This window comes from Rhizobium sp. RHZ01, assembly GCF_014851595.1.
GTDB lineage: Bacteria > Pseudomonadota > Alphaproteobacteria > Rhizobiales > Rhizobiaceae > Rhizobium > Rhizobium altiplani.
Map to the genome: position 1 here is coordinate 97,914 of NZ_JACUZZ010000011.1, position 19,663 is coordinate 117,576.

At 58.4% G+C, this 19,663-nt stretch carries 18 protein-coding genes and 5 pseudogenes; 16 read left to right on the forward strand and 7 right to left on the reverse strand.

Annotated elements, in window-relative coordinates; genetic code table 11:
• Positions 1 to 100 precede the first annotated feature (100 nt).
• A complete protein-coding gene (locus IB248_RS13795; protein WP_169683123.1) occupies positions 101 to 325 on the reverse strand; it encodes a hypothetical protein in 225 nt (74 codons plus the stop codon).
• A 233-nt stretch (positions 326 to 558) separates the two neighbouring features.
• Between IB248_RS13795 and gatC the strand changes: the two are divergent.
• The 4 genes and pseudogenes from gatC to IB248_RS13815 all read left to right on the forward strand — a co-directional run.
• A pseudogene (gatC, locus tag IB248_RS13800) lies at positions 559 to 714 on the forward strand (Asp-tRNA(Asn)/Glu-tRNA(Gln) amidotransferase subunit GatC); the annotation flags it as partial.
• 243 nt (positions 715 to 957) lie between these two features.
• Entirely contained in the window at positions 958 to 1,260 is a 303-nt protein-coding gene (locus tag IB248_RS13805) for a DUF982 domain-containing protein (protein WP_246733767.1), read from the forward strand.
• A 98-nt stretch (positions 1,261 to 1,358) separates the two neighbouring features.
• A pseudogene (locus tag IB248_RS32380) lies at positions 1,359 to 1,541 on the forward strand (Tn3 family transposase); the annotation flags it as partial.
• 1,158 nt (positions 1,542 to 2,699) lie between these two features.
• Positions 2,700 to 3,005 (forward strand): DUF982 domain-containing protein, encoded by a 306-nt coding sequence (locus IB248_RS13815; RefSeq protein ID WP_169683040.1) that lies wholly within the window; start codon positions 2,700 to 2,702, stop codon positions 3,003 to 3,005.
• A gap of 332 nt (positions 3,006 to 3,337) precedes the next feature.
• On the opposite strand, the pseudogene IB248_RS13820 reads toward IB248_RS13815, so the two are convergent.
• Positions 3,338 to 3,601 (reverse strand): annotated as a pseudogene (locus IB248_RS13820) (aspartate-semialdehyde dehydrogenase).
• Positions 3,602 to 3,881: 280 nt separating this feature from the next.
• Between IB248_RS13820 and groES the strand changes: the two are divergent.
• The 3 genes and pseudogenes from groES to IB248_RS31735 all read left to right on the forward strand — a co-directional run.
• Positions 3,882 to 4,196, forward strand: coding sequence for a co-chaperone GroES (gene groES / locus IB248_RS13825; protein WP_169683042.1), 315 nt, complete (start codon positions 3,882 to 3,884; stop codon positions 4,194 to 4,196).
• A 47-nt stretch (positions 4,197 to 4,243) separates the two neighbouring features.
• On the forward strand, positions 4,244 to 5,872 hold the full coding sequence (gene groL, locus IB248_RS13830; protein WP_169683044.1) for a chaperonin GroEL: 1,629 nt from the start codon (positions 4,244 to 4,246) through the stop codon (positions 5,870 to 5,872).
• A gap of 702 nt (positions 5,873 to 6,574) precedes the next feature.
• Positions 6,575 to 6,754 (forward strand): annotated as a pseudogene (locus IB248_RS31735) (arginine deiminase family protein); the annotation flags it as partial.
• A 42-nt stretch (positions 6,755 to 6,796) separates the two neighbouring features.
• On the opposite strand, the gene IB248_RS13840 reads toward IB248_RS31735, so the two are convergent.
• From IB248_RS13840 to IB248_RS13850, 3 genes are all read right to left on the reverse strand, one after another.
• Positions 6,797 to 8,278 (reverse strand): deoxyribodipyrimidine photo-lyase, encoded by a 1,482-nt coding sequence (locus IB248_RS13840; protein WP_246733769.1) that lies wholly within the window; start codon positions 8,276 to 8,278, stop codon positions 6,797 to 6,799.
• Positions 8,271 to 8,753 carry a TspO/MBR family protein gene (locus IB248_RS13845; protein WP_169683046.1) on the reverse strand — a complete coding sequence of 161 codons (483 nt, stop codon included), beginning with the start codon at positions 8,751 to 8,753 and terminating at the stop codon, positions 8,271 to 8,273. Before IB248_RS13845 ends, IB248_RS13840 begins: the two co-directional genes overlap by 8 nt.
• 87 nt (positions 8,754 to 8,840) lie before the next feature.
• Positions 8,841 to 10,175: an FAD-dependent oxidoreductase gene (locus tag IB248_RS13850; protein WP_192241092.1), complete on the reverse strand. Its 1,335-nt coding sequence runs from the start codon at positions 10,173 to 10,175 to the stop codon at positions 8,841 to 8,843.
• 132 nt (positions 10,176 to 10,307) lie between these two features.
• Here IB248_RS13850 and IB248_RS13855 point away from each other — a divergent pair, with 132 nt between their 5' ends.
• Genes IB248_RS13855 through IB248_RS13875 form a run of 5 tightly spaced genes read left to right on the forward strand, consistent with a single transcriptional unit; the run spans position 10,308 to position 14,044 of the window.
• Complete coding sequence (locus tag IB248_RS13855) at positions 10,308 to 10,946, forward strand: sigma-70 family RNA polymerase sigma factor (protein WP_192241093.1); 639 nt, start codon at positions 10,308 to 10,310, stop codon at positions 10,944 to 10,946.
• A complete protein-coding gene (locus tag IB248_RS13860; RefSeq protein ID WP_192241094.1) occupies positions 10,943 to 11,596 on the forward strand; it encodes a ChrR family anti-sigma-E factor in 654 nt (217 codons plus the stop codon). The genes IB248_RS13855 and IB248_RS13860 overlap by 4 nt, the downstream gene beginning before the upstream one ends.
• Before the next feature lie 3 nt (positions 11,597 to 11,599).
• A complete protein-coding gene (locus IB248_RS13865) occupies positions 11,600 to 12,409 on the forward strand; it encodes a DUF1295 domain-containing protein (protein WP_169683051.1) in 810 nt (269 codons plus the stop codon).
• 1 nt (position 12,410) lies between these two features.
• Positions 12,411 to 13,448, forward strand: coding sequence for a cyclopropane-fatty-acyl-phospholipid synthase family protein (locus IB248_RS13870; protein ID WP_192241095.1), 1,038 nt, complete (start codon positions 12,411 to 12,413; stop codon positions 13,446 to 13,448).
• Positions 13,445 to 14,044, forward strand: coding sequence for a hypothetical protein (locus IB248_RS13875; protein WP_169683055.1), 600 nt, complete (start codon positions 13,445 to 13,447; stop codon positions 14,042 to 14,044). The genes IB248_RS13870 and IB248_RS13875 overlap by 4 nt, the downstream gene beginning before the upstream one ends.
• Here IB248_RS13875 and IB248_RS13880 read toward each other — a convergent pair.
• Complete coding sequence (locus IB248_RS13880; RefSeq protein WP_192241096.1) at positions 14,009 to 14,410, reverse strand: DUF2177 family protein; 402 nt, start codon at positions 14,408 to 14,410, stop codon at positions 14,009 to 14,011. The genes IB248_RS13875 and IB248_RS13880 overlap by 36 nt on opposite strands.
• Positions 14,411 to 14,527: 117 nt before the next feature.
• On the opposite strand from IB248_RS13880, the gene IB248_RS13885 reads away from it, so the two are divergent.
• From IB248_RS13885 to IB248_RS13900, 4 genes and pseudogenes are all read left to right on the forward strand, one after another.
• Positions 14,528 to 14,905, forward strand: coding sequence for a DUF2147 domain-containing protein (locus IB248_RS13885; RefSeq protein WP_018116541.1), 378 nt, complete (start codon positions 14,528 to 14,530; stop codon positions 14,903 to 14,905).
• A gap of 46 nt (positions 14,906 to 14,951) precedes the next feature.
• Complete coding sequence (locus IB248_RS13890) at positions 14,952 to 15,752, forward strand: DUF1365 domain-containing protein (protein ID WP_246779245.1); 801 nt, start codon at positions 14,952 to 14,954, stop codon at positions 15,750 to 15,752.
• 79 nt (positions 15,753 to 15,831) lie between these two features.
• A complete protein-coding gene (locus tag IB248_RS13895) occupies positions 15,832 to 17,067 on the forward strand; it encodes a cyclopropane-fatty-acyl-phospholipid synthase family protein (RefSeq protein WP_192241098.1) in 1,236 nt (411 codons plus the stop codon).
• Positions 17,068 to 17,562: 495 nt separating this feature from the next.
• Positions 17,563 to 18,854 (forward strand): annotated as a pseudogene (locus IB248_RS13900) (IS66 family transposase); the annotation flags it as partial.
• Positions 18,855 to 19,049: 195 nt separating this feature from the next.
• On the opposite strand, the gene IB248_RS13905 reads toward IB248_RS13900, so the two are convergent.
• Complete coding sequence (locus IB248_RS13905) at positions 19,050 to 19,475, reverse strand: BA14K family protein (RefSeq protein ID WP_169683063.1); 426 nt, start codon at positions 19,473 to 19,475, stop codon at positions 19,050 to 19,052.
• Positions 19,476 to 19,663: the final 188 nt, after the last annotated feature.

Sequence of the window (19,663 nt, forward strand, 5' to 3'; positions counted from 1 at the left end):
CGATCTCCGTCCTCCGCTGGCCAGTCGTGGTGGAGGTGATCGATCGCAAGGGCTATATGACCGGTCGGGTCGATCGCGCCGGGGGGCAGTGGCCAGAACGCTATTCATCCTGCTCTTCCTCGTCGGCGGACAGCAGATCAACGAGCACAGCAACCCTCCCCGTCGGCAGATGCCGGCCTTCACCCAACAAGACTTCGTCGTTGCTGGCCCACGCAAATGCCTCGGCAAGTTCAGCCTGCGTAGCGCCTGTCGCGATGACCTCGGCCACCAGCGTTTCGTCGACAGGTCCCAGGACGGCAATGACGTCGTCCGAAGTCATTGTCATAGCCATTTACTCCTCCCTCTACCTCGGCCAAAATATGGTCGCGCCTCGGTTTTCCACCTGAGATAATCCACTCTCCTTGAAACATTAACGCACTGAATTATATTGATATTAGTCGATTTCCCGATGAGAGTCGACACAAGTCCAGGAGACGCCGGCCGCTCTTGGCGTCGCGATCCTCGCCGCAGCCAGCATCTGGTTCAGTCATTCGTTGTCGACTGCCACATGGGACGCAGATCACGTCGATAGATATCGCTACCGTCAGGTATGTTGCGCGCCTTGCCAGCCTAGCACTCACTGAAGACGAGGCTGAAAAAATGTGCGGCGAGCTTAAGGAGATTCTGACCTTTATCGAGCAACTTTCGGAGGTTGATGTCCAAGGCGTCCCCCCAAATCGCAGGAATTGGAGAACTTAGCATCGGCGGGCCACCGGCGTAGCGCGATCCTTAGTGCCTTTGCCAGGCGCGCGCCTCCGCTGTCATTGTGTATGGAAGGGGTGAGGTGACGATCTGTTCGCTACGATGGTCAGTCGGCGTCGACGATGTGGCAGGTTCTGAGGCCTTGAAATTCACTCGCTCGGCACCGATATTTTTTTTCTTCTTTTTCATCCGGTTTGAATGCGAAAGGAGGACATCATGCTTCACCCGGAATTGGTTTGGATGACGCCCGTCGCCGTCCGCATGAAGGACGAGAGCTCCCAGGTCTTCGCTTCTGTCAACGACGCGCTCGACTTTCTGGAAGGCGATTGGGCCATCTATCGAGGCAGAAATTACAATCGGGCGGTTCAAACGTGCCGCCGTGCTCTAAACCGAATGACGCCAGTCACCATCGCGCGCGAAGCGTTCATTGACGCCTGCCGCGATGCGGGATTGTCAACGGGCGTAGATGGACCGTTCGGGACGAAGACCGGCGCTGGCGGTCAACACTCGCTTGCCTAGAATGGCTGGGTTGGGGCACCTCTTAGTGCCCCAACCTTCGAACGTTCATCGCGCGGGGCACCTTAGGCAATTCGGCTGCATTATGTTTACGCTGCCTTGATCTCCTGCGACTGGCGGCCTCGATCACGACGCGCACCGTTGCGCCATCGACGATCCTCAAAGTCGTCAGCTTATCGAAATCCAGCCCCTTGCCGAAGCGCCGAGCGAACTCGGCCGCATTGAGCCAACCAGGTTGAAAATCGCATGGAATACAAAAGTCGTTGCGTCGGCGCTGTCCGGCTGCGCCCAACGCGGGCCGGTATAGCGATACGCGGATTGGGTCCAGGTCAAATCTGCGAGCTTTGAGCTCGTTGCACATCCCTGGCTATCATAACCCCAATCATGTCGATCACTTGCCTATTCTGTTCGTTGACCCCCTCATACCCATGCTCCGGCGGTGTTCAATTGAGCTCAGGCAACCACCGCCGAATTCCTATACCGACGGTTCGAGCCGTTGACTTGCGGCGGCAACTTCATTGATGCGGTCTCGTGATCCATCTGCCACCTAAGCATACAAGGGGGACAAGAATCGCTATGGCCCCTGCCGCGAGGTGTGAGGTGGTAGGGTCGGCTTTGTTCGGAAAGTCCAGGATCCATGGGGCTGCGAAGATCCAGACGCCTATCGACAGACATACCAGATTTAGCTTTGGCCAGATGTCCGTTGCAGCAGCACCGGCGAGAACCATCAACGCCAGCCCACCGATCCACGCGTTGATTGATGCGAGCAAAGCCCCTTCGTAGCTCAGAACCCATGGGCAGAAAAACAATACCGCTCCTGCGACAGCATTCACCGTGTTGAGTTTTGATAAAGGAGAAACCCGTTCTTCGACCTTCCGCATCCTGAGACCTTTCGACCTGGCGGTGGCGCTAGAAGATCTGGTGTGGCGGGTTTCCCAAGACAAGACGGCTGATGACACCTATTTCGTACGATCGCGCGTATGGCTTGCAACTATGTGCCACTTCTTCCGCCGACCGCTCCAACATCCATAGACATCCTATCTCGGCAAGGCTTACGGGGGGCTCGGGCGCATCGGAACGCCTCGCGGCGAGGAGAGGCCATACGAAACCCGGTCATGGATCCTATCGCTCTGCTGCCGCGCCATGCCCGTTCGAGCAGCTCCCCGGCAGCGTTCCGGAGACCTCTCGCCAAAAATGCGTTGGGCCGCCTTTTTGGAATTCGCCCTGGTCGACCAGCCGGAACCGCATGAGGGTATAATCGGCCTCCGAGCCACATCGGCTGCTGATCCGAGGCATTGCGCTGAGGGCTGGCTCTGAGACCCTCGCGTATGGCCGGCCGGGGGTCTTGAACCGCCTAGCGGCGCTCACCCGCTGGCCCTTGCACGCGCCCGTCTCCAATACTAACTTTTGGTTATTGTCGTTGGTAGGAAAAGGAGGAAAAAATGCCGACGTCAGATATCCTTTGGAATAGTCCCGTAAATGTTCGGCTTCCGAATGGCACTGAGAAGTCGTTCCAAAGTATCCACGACACCTTGGACTTTCTTGAGAACGATTGGCCCAAGGTACACGGTGCGTATCACGACGCAGCAGTAGCGAGCTGCCGAAATGCCCTCAATCGACAAACTCCTCCCGCGGTAAGTAAAGAACTCTTTCTCGCGGCATGCCTAGAGGCGGGCTTTACGGCTCGAAGCGTTATCAGGCGAGCGAGCGGCCACGGCTTATCGGAAACCGCTCACCGACATTTCTGATCCGACAACGCCGGAACGAATGACCGGCAACCGCCTTTATCGGCCAGAGGCATTTGCCTCAACCCTTCAGTCCCAACGCTTGCCCCGCTCTTCTAGCGGGGCCTCCAAAGCGATCGAAACAGAGACGTTCTTCATGGAGGATGTTGTGATGTCTCGAAAACAGTTCAGTCACAAGATGAGCCCCTAAATTCCGACGACCTACGCAAGCAGTCTGGAGCAACTGGCTTCCGCGACCCATCATCACACGGAGACCGGTGACGTGCGATAGGCCGGGCTCATCAAACCTGCGTCACGAAAAAAGCCAAGAACCGAAGAATCCGGAAATTCAAGTCTCAGTGCAGCTTGAACTCGCCTTCGACGCGGCACCATTCGTTCTGTCCGGTCAGGCGCTGATGCGTATAGCGGATGGAACGCAGCACCCATCGAGATTGGCCCGCCAGTAATCAAGGAACTTCTGCATCGCAGGAAAATCGGGAGCAATCTTGCCAAACGAAGGGTTGCAGCACGGATTCAAAATCAGGAATGCGGTAGAGTTTATGGGCAGTGGTGAGGCCGAAGCCATTGAGCTGACACTCCAGATCCGATGAAAATCCCATGCTTCATCTCCGTTTAGTGACACTGGCGAATGTGGCGCAAAATTTTGAGGCCAGCAACGGATTTTCAAACGTAAAGACCCCTGTTGTTGTTTTTTTCCAGCGTGTTAGCAGCCGCCTCTGAAGAGAGCCATTTTTTTGTTTTGACCTCTTGAAATCGAAAAATCGCAAAACCAGATCATTTCGCGCAAAACGCTCGACTGAGGTTTTGCTCCCGCCCGGACTGGTCATCCGGTTCGGCCAGGGGAACAACGTCATCATTGTTTGTCCATCGGAGGAAAACATGTCGTTCCGACCGCTTCATGATCGCATTCTTGTCCGCCGGGTTGAGTCCGAAGAAAAAACCAAGGGTGGCATCATCATTCCCGATACCGCCAAAGAAAAACCACAGGAAGGCGAGGTCATCGCCGTCGGACCCGGCGCGCGTAACGATGCCGGCCAGGTCCAGCCGCTCGACGTCAAGGCTGGCGATCGCATCCTGTTCGGCAAATGGTCCGGCACTGAGATCAAGATCAACGGCGAAGACCTGCTGATCATGAAGGAAAGCGATGCCTTGGGCATCATCGAAGCCCCGGCAGAGCAGAAGCAGGCCGCCTGAAGGCCGACCGATCAGTTAAATTAGCTGCCTATTGAGGAGTTAAAGAAATGGCTGCGAAAGAAGTCAAGTTCCACACCGATGCCCGTGAACGAATGCTGCGTGGGGTGGATGTGCTTGCCAATGCTGTGAAGGTGACACTTGGCCCGAAGGGTCGTAACGTCGTTATCGACAAGTCCTCCGGCGCGCCGCGCATAACCAAGGATGGCGTAACGGTCGCCAAAGAAATCGAGCTTGAGGACAAGTTCGAGAACATGGGCGCGCAGATGCTGCGCGAGGTGGCTTCGAAGACCAACGATCTCGCTGGCGACGGCACAACGACCGCGACGGTGCTTGCCCAGGCAATCGTCAGGGAAGGTGCCAAGGCGGTGGCGTCCGGCATGAACCCAATGGACCTGAAGCGCGGCATCGACCTTGCCGTCGACGCTGTCGTCAAGGAACTGAAGACCAACGCGCGCAAGATCTCCAACAATTCCGAGATCGCCCAAGTCGGCACGATCTCCGCTAACGGTGATTCCGAGATTGGCCGTTACCTTGCTGAAGCAATGGAGAAGGTCGGCAACGAAGGCGTCATCACCGTGGAGGAAGCCAAAGCCGCCGAAACCGAGCTCGAAGTCGTCGAAGGCATGCAGTTCGATCGCGGCTATCTCAGCCCCTACTTCGTCACCAATGCTGACAAGATGCGGGTCGAGTTCGAAGATCCTTGTATCCTCATCCACGAGAAGAAGCTCTCGAACCTGCAATCGATGCTCCCGCTTCTCGAAGCCGTCGTGCAGTCCGGCAAGGCGCTTCTCATCATCGCCGAGGACGTCGAAGGCGAGGCACTCGCTACGCTGGTCGTCAACAAGCTGCGTGGTGGCCTGAAGATTGCTGCCGTCAAGGCTCCGGGCTTCGGCGATCGGCGCAAGGCTATGCTGGAAGATATTGCCATCCTGACCGGCGGCACGGTCATTTCCGAAGACCTCGGCATCAAACTGGAGAACGTGACGCTGAACATGCTTGGGCGTGCCAAGAGGGTCGCGATCGAGAAAGAGAACACGACGATCATCGATGGCGTCGGTTCCAGGGCCGAGATCGACAGCCGCGTTGCGCAGATCCGCGCGCAGATCGAGGAAACCACCTCCGACTATGACCGGGAGAAACTGCAAGAACGTCTTGCCAAGCTCGCTGGCGGCGTGGCTGTCATTCGCGTCGGCGGTTCGACCGAAGTCGAAGTCAAGGAAAAGAAGGACCGTGTCGACGACGCGTTGCATGCGACCCGCGCGGCGGTTGAGGAAGGCATTCTGCCGGGCGGTGGCGTGGCACTGCTGCGGGCCATTAAGGCGCTCGACAATCTTGATGTGGCAAACCCGGACCAGCGTGTCGGAGTCGACATCGTCCGACGTGCGATCGAGGCCCCTGTCCGTCAGATCGCCGAGAATGCCGGCGCAGAAGGTTCGATCATCGTCGGCAAGCTGCGCGAGAAGTCCGACTTCTCCTACGGCTGGAACGCCCAGACCGGCGAGTATGGTGATCTCTACGCACAGGGCGTCATTGACCCGGCCAAGGTCGTGCGCACCGCGCTTCAGGACGCAGCCTCCGTTGCCGGCCTGCTGGTGACGACGGAAGCCATGATCGCCGAAAAACCCAAGAAGGAAGCCGCTCCGGCGATCCCCGCTGGCGCCGGCATGGACTTCTAGGTGGATCAGCCAGGCCCGCCCGTCGGGCGGGCCGTTCCCGGAGTGAGAAATGAATCCGACGTCTTTGCCAACAAAGGAGGAGGCGCGTTTGTGCGCGAGTGTCGTCAAGGAAATCTCCCAGACAAGGGGAGTTTCCAGAGACCCGGTCGCTATCGGAAAGCTAACCGTGCTGGTGGCGCGGCTCTTCAACAGCGGGCTCCGAGAACGCGATGATCTCACGTCAGCCGCTATGCGATCAGCCCATTCGCAGAGCGATCTGATGCAGACCCACACTGGAATGCGCACATCGTCAAATAGTAAAGAGTGAAAGGCGAGGGTCGCTTGCGGTCTGCAAACGGGCATTTTTCGAGGCGACCCGACGCCGGAGCGTGCAGTTGATCAGGATGGCTACGGACTCGACGAGATCGTCCAAATGCCGCCAAAGGTACACCAGATCGTGAAACCGGCATTGATTTGCATCAGGCCGACGAGGCAGCCACTCGACAACGTGAACTCGGCGAGATCGAACTTCGACGCGCGATTTATCTCGACGACCGGGCGCCGAAGGGATGCGTGCCATCATTGTCGATAATGGTCTGGCGACGGGAGGGACCGCAATAGCGGCACTAATTGCTATGAGAAGCCAGGGCGCCTCAAAACTTGATCGTCGCCATTCCAGTTGCGCCGGAAGAAACGCTTGCGGAGATGCGAACATATGCCGATGACGTCATGCCAATCGGCAAAGGCAACGTGCTAATCGGCATGAGCGAGCGGACCTCGCGCCAGGCGATCAGAGCCAGGTTGCCCAGGCGCTGTTCGAAAAAAGTGCGGCCGAGCGCGCTATTGTCGCAACCAAAGCTACGCGCTGCCATGCATCTTGACACGATCTTCACATTCGCCGACGGTGACGTTGGCGCAACCGGCGTCGGAAGGGATCAGAGAGATTCAGCTCAATTCGGACCAAGCTTGTAGCGCCCGTTTGCGTGCCTTGCCATGATCGACGATTCGATCGGGATATACATCAACTACACGCCGTCGAAGCAGGTCGGGCGCATCCCATGGACGGTGAATGAATTTCGCGGACAGGTGCGCCAGCTCCGGCAACCACCGACGCACATAGTCGCCATCGGGGTCGAACTTCTCACCCTGCAACACGGGATTGAAGACACGGAAGAACGGGGCGGCATCCGCTCCCGAGCCGGCCACCCATTGCCAGCTTGCGGGGTTGTTGGCGGCATCCGCATCGATCAGCGTGTCCCAGAACCAGGATTCGCCCTCACGCCAGTCGATCAAAAGATCCTTCACGAGGAAAGATGCAACCACCATGCGCACGCGATTATGCATGTAGCCGGTGTTCCATAACTCCCGCATGCCGGCATCCACGAGTGGATATCCCGTCCTGCCCTGCTGCCATGCCACTAGCGCCTCGGGGTCGGTGCGCCAGGCAAAGCGATCGAATTTCTTCTGCAGGTTTCGTTTTGCAATATCGGGATTGTGATAGAGTAGATGATATGAGAATTCGCGCCAGCCAAGCTCTGACTGGAATTTCTTGAGACTACGCGTAGTCTGCGCTGGACCTCGCGCGTTGGGGGCAATGCTCGCTTGGTGCCAGATCTGACGAGCTGAAATGTTGCCAAAGCGCAGATAGGGTGAAAGGCGCGACGTCGCCAGCCGATCGGGCCGGTCGCGCGAGTCTTCGTAATGTGCAAGGCCACCGCCGATAAAGTTGTTCAAGCGTGTGTGGGCGCCACGCTCACCGCGCCGCCATGCTGTGCGTAAACCGCGCGCCCAGTCGGGTGCGGCAGGCTCCAGGCGCAGATCTTCAAGCCGCAGGCTTTGTACCTCGACCTCGTGTGGAATGGCATAAAAATGCGGTCGTTCCGGGACGGGCAATGGTGGGTCCGGTTCACCAGAAGCTTGCGCCTCACGCCAAAATGCCGAAAACACCCTAAACGGTGCCTTGGCACTCGTCGACAGTGTCCAGGGCTCGTATAACAGATTGCCATTGAAGCTTCTGGCGTCAATGCATTGCTGTCTGAAGGACTTTTTCAGATCTTCGTCAATCCGGCGCGTTGCTTCGGTATATCGACGGTTCCAGAAAACTGCGATGGCCCGACAAGCAGCAACGACTAGGGGCACGATCTCTCCGGCAACGCCGCGAAACAAAAGCAGGCGTCCGCTACGTTCGCGCAATGATTTGTCCAACTCCAACAGCGAGCCATGCAACCACCATCGCGCAGCACCGCCCAATGGCCGCACATCTGGTCCAGCGACTTCGTCTATAAAGAGGCACACCAGCGGCCGCCCCGTTGCTGCAGCGTGATAAAATGCTGGATTATCTCCAAGACGAAGGTCCTCGCGGAACCAGACCACAATAGGCGCCATGTCGCTCGAGCCGGCACGATCGAGAGGTTGAGAATTAGCCATTTAGCCGCCAGATCTCGAAGTTTAACAAGGTCGCGAAACAAACCCATGCGGCAAGCGGCACGAGGCTCATTCCCGCAACTCGGTCCAGCCGAAAGAAGAATGTAAGCGTTAGCACGATCACCAGCAGTTGCGGCACGATATTGATCAAACCTGCCAGGGGGCAGCGCAGTCCGAAAAACATCCAGGACCATCCAGCGTTCATAGCAAGCTGGGTGAAGAAGAAGACAAGCGCAGTGCTACGGCCAAGGCGATCTGAAGGCATCGTCAATACACGCCATGCCGCCCAAGCCATCAGAATATACAGTGCGGTCCAAACAGGCGCAAAAATCCAAGCCGGTGGATTAAAGGCTGGCTTGAGCAGTCCAGAATACCAACCAGCAATATTTGGGTAGGTGGCCAATTGGCCGAGCAGCGAAACCATAACTACGGGAATTATCGCCATTGCTGTGTTTATCAGAACGGACTGTTTACTCATGTCGGACACGTTTCTCGCTTCAGCATTCTCGGTTAAGAGGGTCGCTTGTGGGTGGCTCTTCGACGAGACACACACTCACACGGAAACTCATGATCGCGCACCGACCGTTCGAAATATGCGATCCGATTCCCCGTCGACAGACCACGGCCTAGCGATACCGCCCAGGTTTTCGCCGACTGCAAGGCCGACCTGGATCGCATCCTCATGGAAACCGGATCCGAAGTAGGAGCCGCAAAACCAGGTGTTGGCTTCACCCTGGAGCGACCAAAGCTGTTTCTGCGCTGCAAGCGTGGCTGCGTTGAACAAGGGATGCTTGTAGCGGCCGCGCCAGATCACCTTGTCTGCGGCCGGGTCATGCAGCGGGCTGAGCGTCACGAAGAAGGAGCGCGGTTCGGCGATACCCTGCAGTCGGTTCATCCAGTAGGTGACACAGGGCTTTTGCCGCGCGGCGCCATCACGCCCCGAACATGCCAGATAGTTCCAACTCGCCCAGACGCGTCGGCGGCGGGGCAACAGGCTTTCATCCCCATGGAGTACGGTTTCGTTATCGCCATAGGCAAAAACGCTCAGCAGTTCCGCCTCGCGCTGCGACCGGTCGGCCAGCATAGCGAGTGCTTCATCGGCATGAGTACCAATCACGACATGGTCGAACCACTCTGGTTGTACGCCGGGCACGAAAACCTCCACCGCACCATTCACACGACGAATCGACCTCACCGGGGCATTGGTACGAATGCGATCGCGGAAGGGCGCGGACAGCCGCTCGACATAGGCGCTGCTTCCGCCGACCACCGTGCGCCAGATCGGCCGACGCACGAATTTCAGAAGGCCGTGGTTCTCGCAGAAGCTTACGAAGGAATGCGCCGGATAATTGCCGATCTCCAGCGCCGGTGTTGACCAGATTGCAGCCGCCATCGGATATAGATGATCCTCTCGAAAGGCTCGGCCAAAGCCTGCGCTATCAAGATAGTCGTTGAGGCTCGCGGATGGATCGAGATTTCGCACGCCGCTCGGCGCCTCGCGGTAAAAGCGCACGAGGTCGCGCAGCATCGACCAGAACCGTGGGTTTGCAAGATTACGGCGCTGGGCAAATAGACCGGCAAGGTTCGTTCCTGCATATTCAAGTTGTCCTCCGTCAATCGAAACGGCAAAGGACATGTCCGAGGCCTTGGTCGAGACATCAAGATGCGCAAATAGTGCCGTCAGGTTTGGATAAGTCGTTTCATTATAGACGATAAAGCCCGTATCGACCGGGACACCGCCTGCATTGACGGTGTGACAATGACCGCCGACGCGATTGTCAGCCTCAAAGACCGTCACCTCATGACGTTTCGAAAGAAGCCAAGCAGCGGAAAGACCGGCGATGCCCGTGCCAACAACAGCAATCTTCATCGGCCGGTCCGATTGAGGAAAATGGCGCATGTCGATCCTTCTGCAGCTGTCGATATTGTCGAAACCTTATAGTAACGTGTACGAAGAGCGGCTTCTGGCGGATCACTACAAGCGATTTCTGCACGTGTGATCCGCTTTGGAGACCGCCGCGTAAAAGGATGCATGAATGAAGTTTCGAGCTCCATTGAGATGGATCGCAGACCAGGCGTGCCGAGAGGCCGGCGACTTGCCGTGGTGAGTTCGAGGGATGTACAGCAGGCGCCTTCACCCGATGCGCTCGCAGAGATGATGGTTCAGATTGCTCAAGACCGCGACCGACAGGCCTTTGCGCGGCTTTTCCGCCATTTCGGGCCGAAGCTGAAAACCTTCTTTCTGCGCTGGACGCCCTCGTCGGGCATGGCCGAGGAGCTCATGCAGGAGACGATGCTGACGGTGTGGCGCAAGGCTTCGTATTTTGACCCTGCGCGGGCGGGTGTTGCCACATGGATCTTTACGATAGCCCGCAACATGCGCATCGACCACGTGCGCCGCCAGCGCAATCCCTCAGCTCTGCCGCCCGATCCCGAGAATACACCGGAAACGCTTGAGGAGGGATTGATTGGGGCCGAGCGGGACGCGTTGGTGCGCCGGGCGCTAACCACGCTCTCACCGGAGCAGCAGACGATCATCCGCCTTTCCTATTTCAACGAGAAATCGCAAGCCGAAATCGCCGATGAACTGGGCATCCCGCTTGGCACGGTAAAATCTAGAACACGCCTGGCAATGAACCGCCTGCGCGCGCTGCTGGAAGACAAATCATGACGATCACACACCACGCAACCGACGAAACCTTGATGCGCATTGCGGCCGGCACGCTTGCCGCAGGTCCGGCCATCGCGGTCGAGGCGCATCTGGCATCTTGCCCGGCCTGCCGCTCTCGCGTTCGCGAACATGAGGCGCTCGGCGGTGCCCTGCTGGAAGAAATAGAACCAACGACGCTTTCGGCCACCGCGCTGAGTGATGTGCTTGCAATGCTCGATGATGAGGACGCGGGACACTCTCTCGTTCTGCCGCCACTTGTGCCGGTGGAGATCGAGGGCATTCCCCTGCCAAAGGCCCTGTGCGGCTGCGCAATCGGGCGCTGGCGCTGGATCGGCCCCGGCATGAGGATGAGCCGGGTCGGCGTGCCGCACGATCCGGATGCCAATCTCATCCTGCTCAAGGTTAGCCCGGGCCGCGCCCTCCCCGATCACGGACATGTCGGCACGGAATTCACCTATGTCGTCTCGGGCTCGTTCTCAGATCGGTTCGGCACTTTCCGCCCTGGTGATCTTGCGGAAATGAATGAAGATGCCGAGCATCAACCTATTGTCGACAAGAATGGCGAGTGCATCTGCCTTGCCGCCATGGAGGGAAAGATGCGGTTCAAAAGCTTTATCGGCCGCATGCTGCAGCCGATCTTCGGGATCTGAGCCGTGGCGGCGACCGCGCTTTTCATCCTGCTGGCAGCCGCTGTTTCTCTTGCGATGACTGCTGTCTGGTTTGCCGTGGTAAGAAGCGCGGCATCCGGCTGGATCGACGTAGTCTGGTCGTTTCTCGTCGGAGCTACCGGCCTGTCAGCATCGCTCGTCCCGGTCGATGGCTGGGAGGGAGAATGGCAGCGGCGGCTCGTTGTCGCCGCCCCCGCCGGGTTATGGTCCTGCCGCCTAGGCCTCCATATCCTGCAGCGCACCCTACAGGGCGGAGAGGATCCACGATATGTCAAACTGCGTGAGGAATGGGGCAAAAGCTGGCGTTTACGTTTGTACCTGTTCCTGCAGATACAGGCAGGAGCCGCGCTACTCTTAACTGCAACCATCTTCATCGCCGCACGAAACCCTTCAACGGGCCTGCAATGGAGTGATTTCGCCGGCATTGCCATCCTTGTTATAGCCATAGTCGGAGAAGGCTTCGCCGATGCGCAGTTGGCGCGATTTCGCGGTAAGTCCGCGAACCGCGGAGGGATCTGTGACGAGGGCTTGTGGAGCCTCTCGCGCCATCCGAACTACTTCTTCCAGTGGCTCGGATGGACCGGATATGCAGTCATCGCTATCGGCCCCGCAGGGGTATGGGGCTGGGGTTGGCTGGCGCTTGTCGGTCCCGCCTTCATGTATTTGCTGCTCGTGCATGTCTCGGGAATTCCGCCGCTCGAAGCGCATATGATGCGCTCACGCGGCGCGGCCTTCTCCGCCTACGCCAATCGCGTCAATGCTTTCTGGCCTGGCTTGCAAAACGGGGAAAGCTGACATGAATCTTGTCGCTGCCGCCATCGCTGCCGCCGAGCAGCTGCCGCTTCCTGATGACGCCTTGCGCTTCGTCATCAGCCGGTTCGTCGGTCGCAGGCGCAAGCTTCTGGCGGACGGAGGCGGTGTGACGGATCGCGAGTTTGCGCAATCGATGACCGGATGGCCGATCGCCGTTCACACCGATGAAGCCAACGCGCAGCATTACGACCTACCGACGGCGTTCTTTGCGCTGACGCTCGGTCCGCGGCGCAAATATTCCTCGTGCCTTTATACCTCACCCAACAGCACGCTAGCGGAAGCTGAGATTGCGGCGCTGGATGAAACCCGCATTCATGCAGACCTTGCGGACGGACAGGATATTCTGGATCTCGGTTGCGGCTGGGGCTCCCTCTCGCTGTTCATTGCCGAGCGTTACCCGTCGGCCCGCATCGTCTCCGTTTCGAATTCTTCATCGCAACGCAGCTATATCGAGACTGAAGCCAAACGGCGCGGTCTTCTGAACCTGACGGTCATCACCGCTGACATGAATAGCTTTGCTCCCGACAATACCTTTGACCGGATCGTCTCCGTCGAGATGTTCGAGCATATGTCCAACTGGAAGTCGCTGCTTGAACGGGTGCGCGTCTGGATCCGTGACGACGGCCGGCTCTTCCTGCATATCTTTTCCCATCGCAAGACCGCTTACCGTTTCGACCATGCCGACAAGGCGGATTGGATCGCCCAGTATTTCTTCACCGGCGGCATCATGCCGAGCCACGAGCTGGTCCGAGAATTTAGCGACAGCTTCATTGTCGAAAGGGACTGGCGCTGGAGCGGAAAACATTACGAACGCACGGCGATTGACTGGCTAGATAATTTCGACCGGAACCGCCACATCATCCGCGCCATTTTTGAGGCGACCTACGGGCAAGATGCGGCGCTCTGGATGAGGCGCTGGCGGATATTCTTTCTCGCAACGGCCGGGCTTTTCGGCCATGCCAATGGCGAGGAATGGGGTGTCAGCCACTATCGCCTGCGACCCGCCAGCGCACGGCCGTGACCTCCCTTTTCAGAACACTTACAAAGATCGTGCGAGCCTACGCTCGCCACCCAGACCCACGTGTCGCTGCAGGGAACGTCATTTCACTTCTGATTGCCTCGAACCAGCCGTTTTATCCGCTTTACCTTTTCTGGCTGGTTAGCGCCGACATAACGCCCGCCTGGTTCACTTTCCTTTCAACGCCGTTCTTTCTCGTCGTGCCCGCCGTTGCACGTTGGAACTGCGTCGCCGCCCGGGCGCTCCTGCCGCTGGCGGGTATCGGTAATACGGTACTTTCGGCTTGGCTCTTCGGCACGGCATCCGGGGTCGAGATCTTCCTCGTTCCCTGCGCGGTGATCGCCCTCTTGCTGTTTCGCCCGCACGAACGCCTTATCGGGTTGGCGCTGACCGCAGTCGCCTTCGGCGTCTTTCTAGTGTGGCACGATGCCTATGGGCCGCCGCTAGCGTGGTATGACGCGGCCGAATATTACGCTCTGGCGCGGCTTAATCTCATCAGCGGCTGCACCCTTACAGCTTTCGTCGCCCTTATTTTCTCCAACCTCCTTGCGCAGGCCGAGCAATCATCCGAGCCGGCTGGCGGCCCAAAAGCCGCTTGATGCGCCAACGGCAGTTACCAAGGCGCCCCAGAGAATATCGGCAAGCGTGATGGCCAGTGGCCAGTCCTTCAACGTAGCCTGATTGGTGAGGTCATAGGTCCCATAGGCCATAAGACCAAGCACGGCGCCGTTCAGTGCAGCCCTGCAAAGACCGCCTTTCCCGAGAGCCGGAAGCACGGCGAAGAATACAATGCCGGCGACATAGGTCAAATAGAAGAAGATTGCCGGGGCCAGGTGGAACTGCGGCGCAAGCTTATCGCCCAGACGCGGTCGGTAGAGCATATCTGCCATCGTCGTAAGCCAGATGGCATCGACAGTCAGGAAAGCGACGCCTGTCGCCAGATAGGCCGTGATCATGGTTTTCATATGGTGTCCCCCCGATGGTGTCGACATTCTCTACGGCATCACCGCCTCGGCGGATCACCTCGAGTGAACCGATCGACTTGCCCGTGCGTATGTCACGAAAAGAAGGAGAATGGACCGATGAGGATAGCGGTTCTGACTACGTATGCCGCCTTGATATCGACAGCCGCCGTGCAGGCGCAGCAATCCGCCGATCCGAGCGGTATCTGGCTACGCGACGACGGAAACGCGCGTGTGCGCATAGCACCCTGCGGCAGCAATATCTGCGCGACCAATCTGTGGATCCGCGATACCACCAAGGGTGAAGAGGCCGGCGATCGCCTGGTCATGTCCCTTCAGCCGAAATCGTCCGATACACTAGCAGGGACTGCTTATGACCCGAAACGAGACCGCACATTTTCGGTCACCGTGCGGGTCTCCGACAAATCGCTTCTCACCCGCGGCTGCATTCTGGGTGGGCTATTGTGCAAGAATGTGCGCTGGCAGCCTTCCCGGTGACGGACTCGGCAAGGGGTAAAGAATGAGGGAAAACCGCATCACGAGCATGGCCAACAACGGCCCGCCGCCCGCGGCGGCCGGCACGCTCTTTCCAGGTAAGGTCATGCACCAGCGGCTCAGTCCCTTCGGCCATCGCTTCAGCTACAGCGTCTTTTCCTTGTTAGTGGATATCGACCGCCTTGGCGATCTTGCCGAGCTCTCCAGCCTGCTGTCGGTCAATCGGCCTGGCATCATTTCCTTTCACGAGCGTGATCACGTCGACGAGAAGGACGAGATGCTGCGCCAGTTTGTCGATCGCCTGCTGGCACACGCCGGACTCGAGAAGCCGGCGGCACGGATCCTGCTGCTCGCCTATCCGCGTATGTTCGGATACGTCTTCAACCCGCTCGCGACCTACTTCGCCTATGATGAGAACGAGCGATTGATCGCGATCATCTACGCCGTGCGCAACACTTTCGGCGAGCGGCATAACTATGTGGCGCCGGTGCTTCCGGGCGAGGAAAGTCCAGCCGGTATCCGCCAGAGGAGGACGAAAATCTTTCACGTGTCGCCCTTCATGGACATGGGGCTGCGCTACCACTTCCGTATCTTGCCGCCCGGCAAAACCGTGCGGGTGCGCATCCACGAGACTGCTGGCGGGCAACCGGTGCTGGCCGCCACGTTCAACGCCGACGCGGCACCGCTGACCGACGCCAACCTCGCTCGCTGCCTCCTGCGGTTCCCTTTCATGACGTTGAAGGTGATGGCCTGTATCCACTGGGAGGCACTCAGGCTATGGCTGAAGGGCGCAAGCTTCCGAACCAGCCCGCCCCCACCCAAGACATCAAGCTACCGGGACACCACCTGACCTGCTTTTGGCGTAGCAGTGGTCGAGGCATAGACGCACAAGTCCTCGCAAGCAACAATGAGATTTTCGGGAAATAATCGTGGTAGCCCTGGCAAGAATACTTAAGAGAGCCATCAACAAGACTTTAACCAAGGACGGGCTTCTCGCGAAGGCAATAGTTGCCGCCGTTTCTTCGATAGATACCGGTAAAATTACAGTGGTTCTTCCATCCTTAGAACGGGTTGAGAAAACCGGCACCCGGCCGGGACCGTCCGCGACGATCGTCATTCGCAAGTGGCGCACCATCAAGCGGCTTGCGACACGCGGTGATCTGGGCTTCGCCGAGGCCTACATTGATGGGGATTGGACGACGCCGGATTTGGAAGCCTTCCTGGAGCTGACCGCCCGTAACATCGATCTCCTTGATAGAAGGATTTCGGGTAATGCAATCGCTAGGCTGTTAAATCGGCTTCGTCACACGCTGCATGCAAACAGTAAGGCCGGAAGCCGAAAGAACATCGCCTACCACTACGATCTCGGCAACGCGTTTTACAGACAGTGGCTCGATCCGAGCATGACCTACTCGTCCGCACTCTATTTGGAGCCGAACCTAGGCCTGGAAGGCGCGCAAACAGCAAAACTCGAGCGGGTAGAAGAGCTGCTGAAGCTCAAGGGCGGGGAGCGTGTTCTGGAGATTGGCTGCGGCTGGGGATCGCTGGCCCAAAGGCTTGGCCGTGCCGGTGCGATGGTAAGCGGCGTCACGCTTTCCTCTGAGCAATTGGCATTTGCGACAGGGCGCATTCGAGCCGAAGGGCTCCACGAAACTGTTAGGATTGAACTGAAAGACTACAGGGATGTGACCGGAACCTACGACCGGATTGTTTCGATTGAAATGCTAGAAGCGGTAGGCGAGGCTTACTGGCCCGTATTCTTCAAAACGCTGCATAAACGGCTTCGCCCAGGCGGACATGCTGTACTCCAAGTCATTACCATCGACGAGAACCGGTTTGCCGCCTATCGTCGCACGTCAGACTTCATTCAGCGCCATGTGTTCCCCGGTGGCATGCTGCCGACAAAAGCGGTCATCCGGACACAGGCCGCGCGCACCGGCCTTCGGTTGGCACAATCCGAATATTTCGGCATGGATTATGCGAGGACGCTCCTCGAATGGCGAGAGCGATTCCTGGCTGCTTGGCCCAATATCAAAGCAATGGGCTATTCCGAGAAGTTCTACCGCTTGTGGGACTATTACATGTGTTACTGCGCTGCGGGCTTTAAGGCGGGGACCATCGACGTGGGCCTCTACGTCCTAGAAAAGCAACCGGAAGACAAATAGCGGGTCGATTTGCCGGCGGCTCGCTATTACGCTGTGACTGCTGGTTGACGACAAAGCCTGTCGGCCCGCATGGCCGAGCGATGACCGGAGGTTAAGCCAAACGACGCGTGGAAGGTCGCTTGCGATTCTTGCGTGAGAGCCGCTTGCCACAAGCACCAGAGCCGCCTTTGTCACGGCCGCGAAAGAGGCCAAAATTAACGTCAATGCAAATTCGAAAACGTTCCGCGATCGGGCAGGGTGGCGGGTTTACGGTGATGACGTGCGGGCAGCGCTCGTCGTTGTTTGGGAGGCGTCGGATCGAATTTGCGGCAAGCGGCTACACATGGGGTAATCGCGGTGCGACTGCCCCCGGCAACTTTATGCAAGATGATGCTGGCTGGGTTGGTTGCCCCCGATCAGATGGAAATACGGGCTCACGATTGGAACCGGGGGCCCAAATATCGAATGGAGGCAACCATGGACCGATATATAGGGCTTCCGGACAAGGCGGTTCCTCGCAAGGAGCGTAAGGCCCGTGCACTGCCCGAACACCTGCCACGGGTCGAGAGAGTGATCGAGCCCGAGAGCATCGTTTGTCCCTGCGGTTGCGGCAACATGGTCCGGATTGGCGAGGATCGGACGGAACGGCTCGACCGGATTCCGGCGCGCTACGAGGTGATCGTCACGATCCGCCCGAAATACGCATGCCCCAAGGGTCGAACGGGCGTCGTCCAGGCGAGAGCGCCGGCACATCTTTTGGAAGGGAGCTGCCCGACCGAAGCCCTTCTGGCTGAGATTGCCGTCTCCAAGCATTCCGAACATATGCCGCTCAACCGGCAGGCTGAGGTCATGGCGCGACACGGGGTGCCGATAGACCGCACGGTCCTTTCCGATTGGATGGGGCGCACGGGCAGCGAAATCGCACCGGTGGTCGACCACATGGCAAAACGGCTACTGTTGGAAAGCACGCGGCTCTATGTCGATGAGACCACGGCTCCGGTGTTGGATCCGGGGCGAGGCAAGACGAAGACCGGTTATCTCTGGGCCGTGTTGCGTGACGATCGCGGCTGGAATGGCTCCGCGCCGCCGGGCGTGGTGTTCCATTATCGACATGGGCGTAAAGGCGAATATGCCGCTGAAATCCTCGAAGGGTTTAACGGGACAATCCAGGTCGATGCCTACGGTGGTTACTCTCACCTCGCCACGTCGGACCGGGTGGGCGGTGACCCGTTGAAACTGGCTTTCTGTTGGGCGCACGGACGCAGAAAGCTGATCAAGGCCACGCCAAAGAGTGGATCGCCCATCGTCGACGAGGCGCTGCTGCGGATCGCCGCGCTCTACAAGATCGAAGACAGTATCCGGGGCTCAGATCCCGATCATCGGCGGGCAGTTCGACAGCACCTGTCCCTCCCGCTGGTGGACGCGTTCTTCACCTGGCTGGCAGCGCAAGCCAAGCGTCTCTCACGCAAGTCTGACCTCGGAAAAGCCCTGGCCTATATGCTGACACGGCAGGACGGCTTCCGGCTGTTCCTGGACGACGGCCACGTCGATATCGACTCCAACCTGGTGGAAAACGCGATCCGCCGTCCGGCCATGAACCGCCGCAATGCCCTCTTTGCGGGGCACGATGAAGGGGGCCGTAATTGGGCCGGGTTTGCCAGCTGATCGGCACTTGCAAGATGAACGGCGTTGAACCCTGCGCCTATCTGTGCGACCTCTTCACCCGCCTCGCAAATGGCCACCTCGTCAAAGACATCGATACCCTGATGCCATGGGCCTATGTCGCCCGCATCAAGGCCTCACAATGAGCTCGTCAGGTACTCGTCGGTGAGCGCATTTGACGGCCCGTAGATCAACCTCAGATCGCTGCAACTGATTGAGAAATCGATGGGGCGTGGACGTCGCATACAGAGAGGCGAACGGCATCGCCGCAATAACGCTCGAATCCGCCAGAAGGGCGTTCGAACGTAGACTAGGGGCACCTGGCGGTAGGAGATAGGCGATTAGCGCCATCGATATGGTCCGACACATTCGCGACGGGGGCCGTAGTAAGGCTGGAACGTATTGTCGAATGCCCTGTACGTACGATAGCGCGCATAGCACCAACTCACATGGCCGCCGCCCTCATAGGCGACTGACGGTTCATACCCGCGGTACGGCCAATAAGAGCTATCTGGCCGGCGCTGATACCCGTAGAACGAGCCGTAATATGTAGCCCCGTAGGGACCGTAGCGAGGCCGTGTTAATGCGCCGCCGACGATTACACCGTAATCGCCGTATGCGCCGCCGCCTCCGTGACGCCATTGCACGGTTTCTGTTTGCTGCGGCAATTGGATCCCGGGTGGACTAATTGCCGGAAACGCTTGAGCTGATGTGATGCCGAGAACGCTTATGATCAGTCCAAACGCTACCGGGCCTAACTTGTCCATGGTCTGCCCTGCTCCTCAACCGACGTTGAGCGTAGTATGACGACAATCGTTCCGTGTAGCTACAAGCAAATAGGTGCTCCCGAAGCGATCCTTGGCCACCTTGCACGCGACCGGCCGATGATGAAATGCCCCTTGGCAGACTTCTCTACAACAGTTGCGCCTTCGATGGCCGCTTTCGTGCCAAGGCA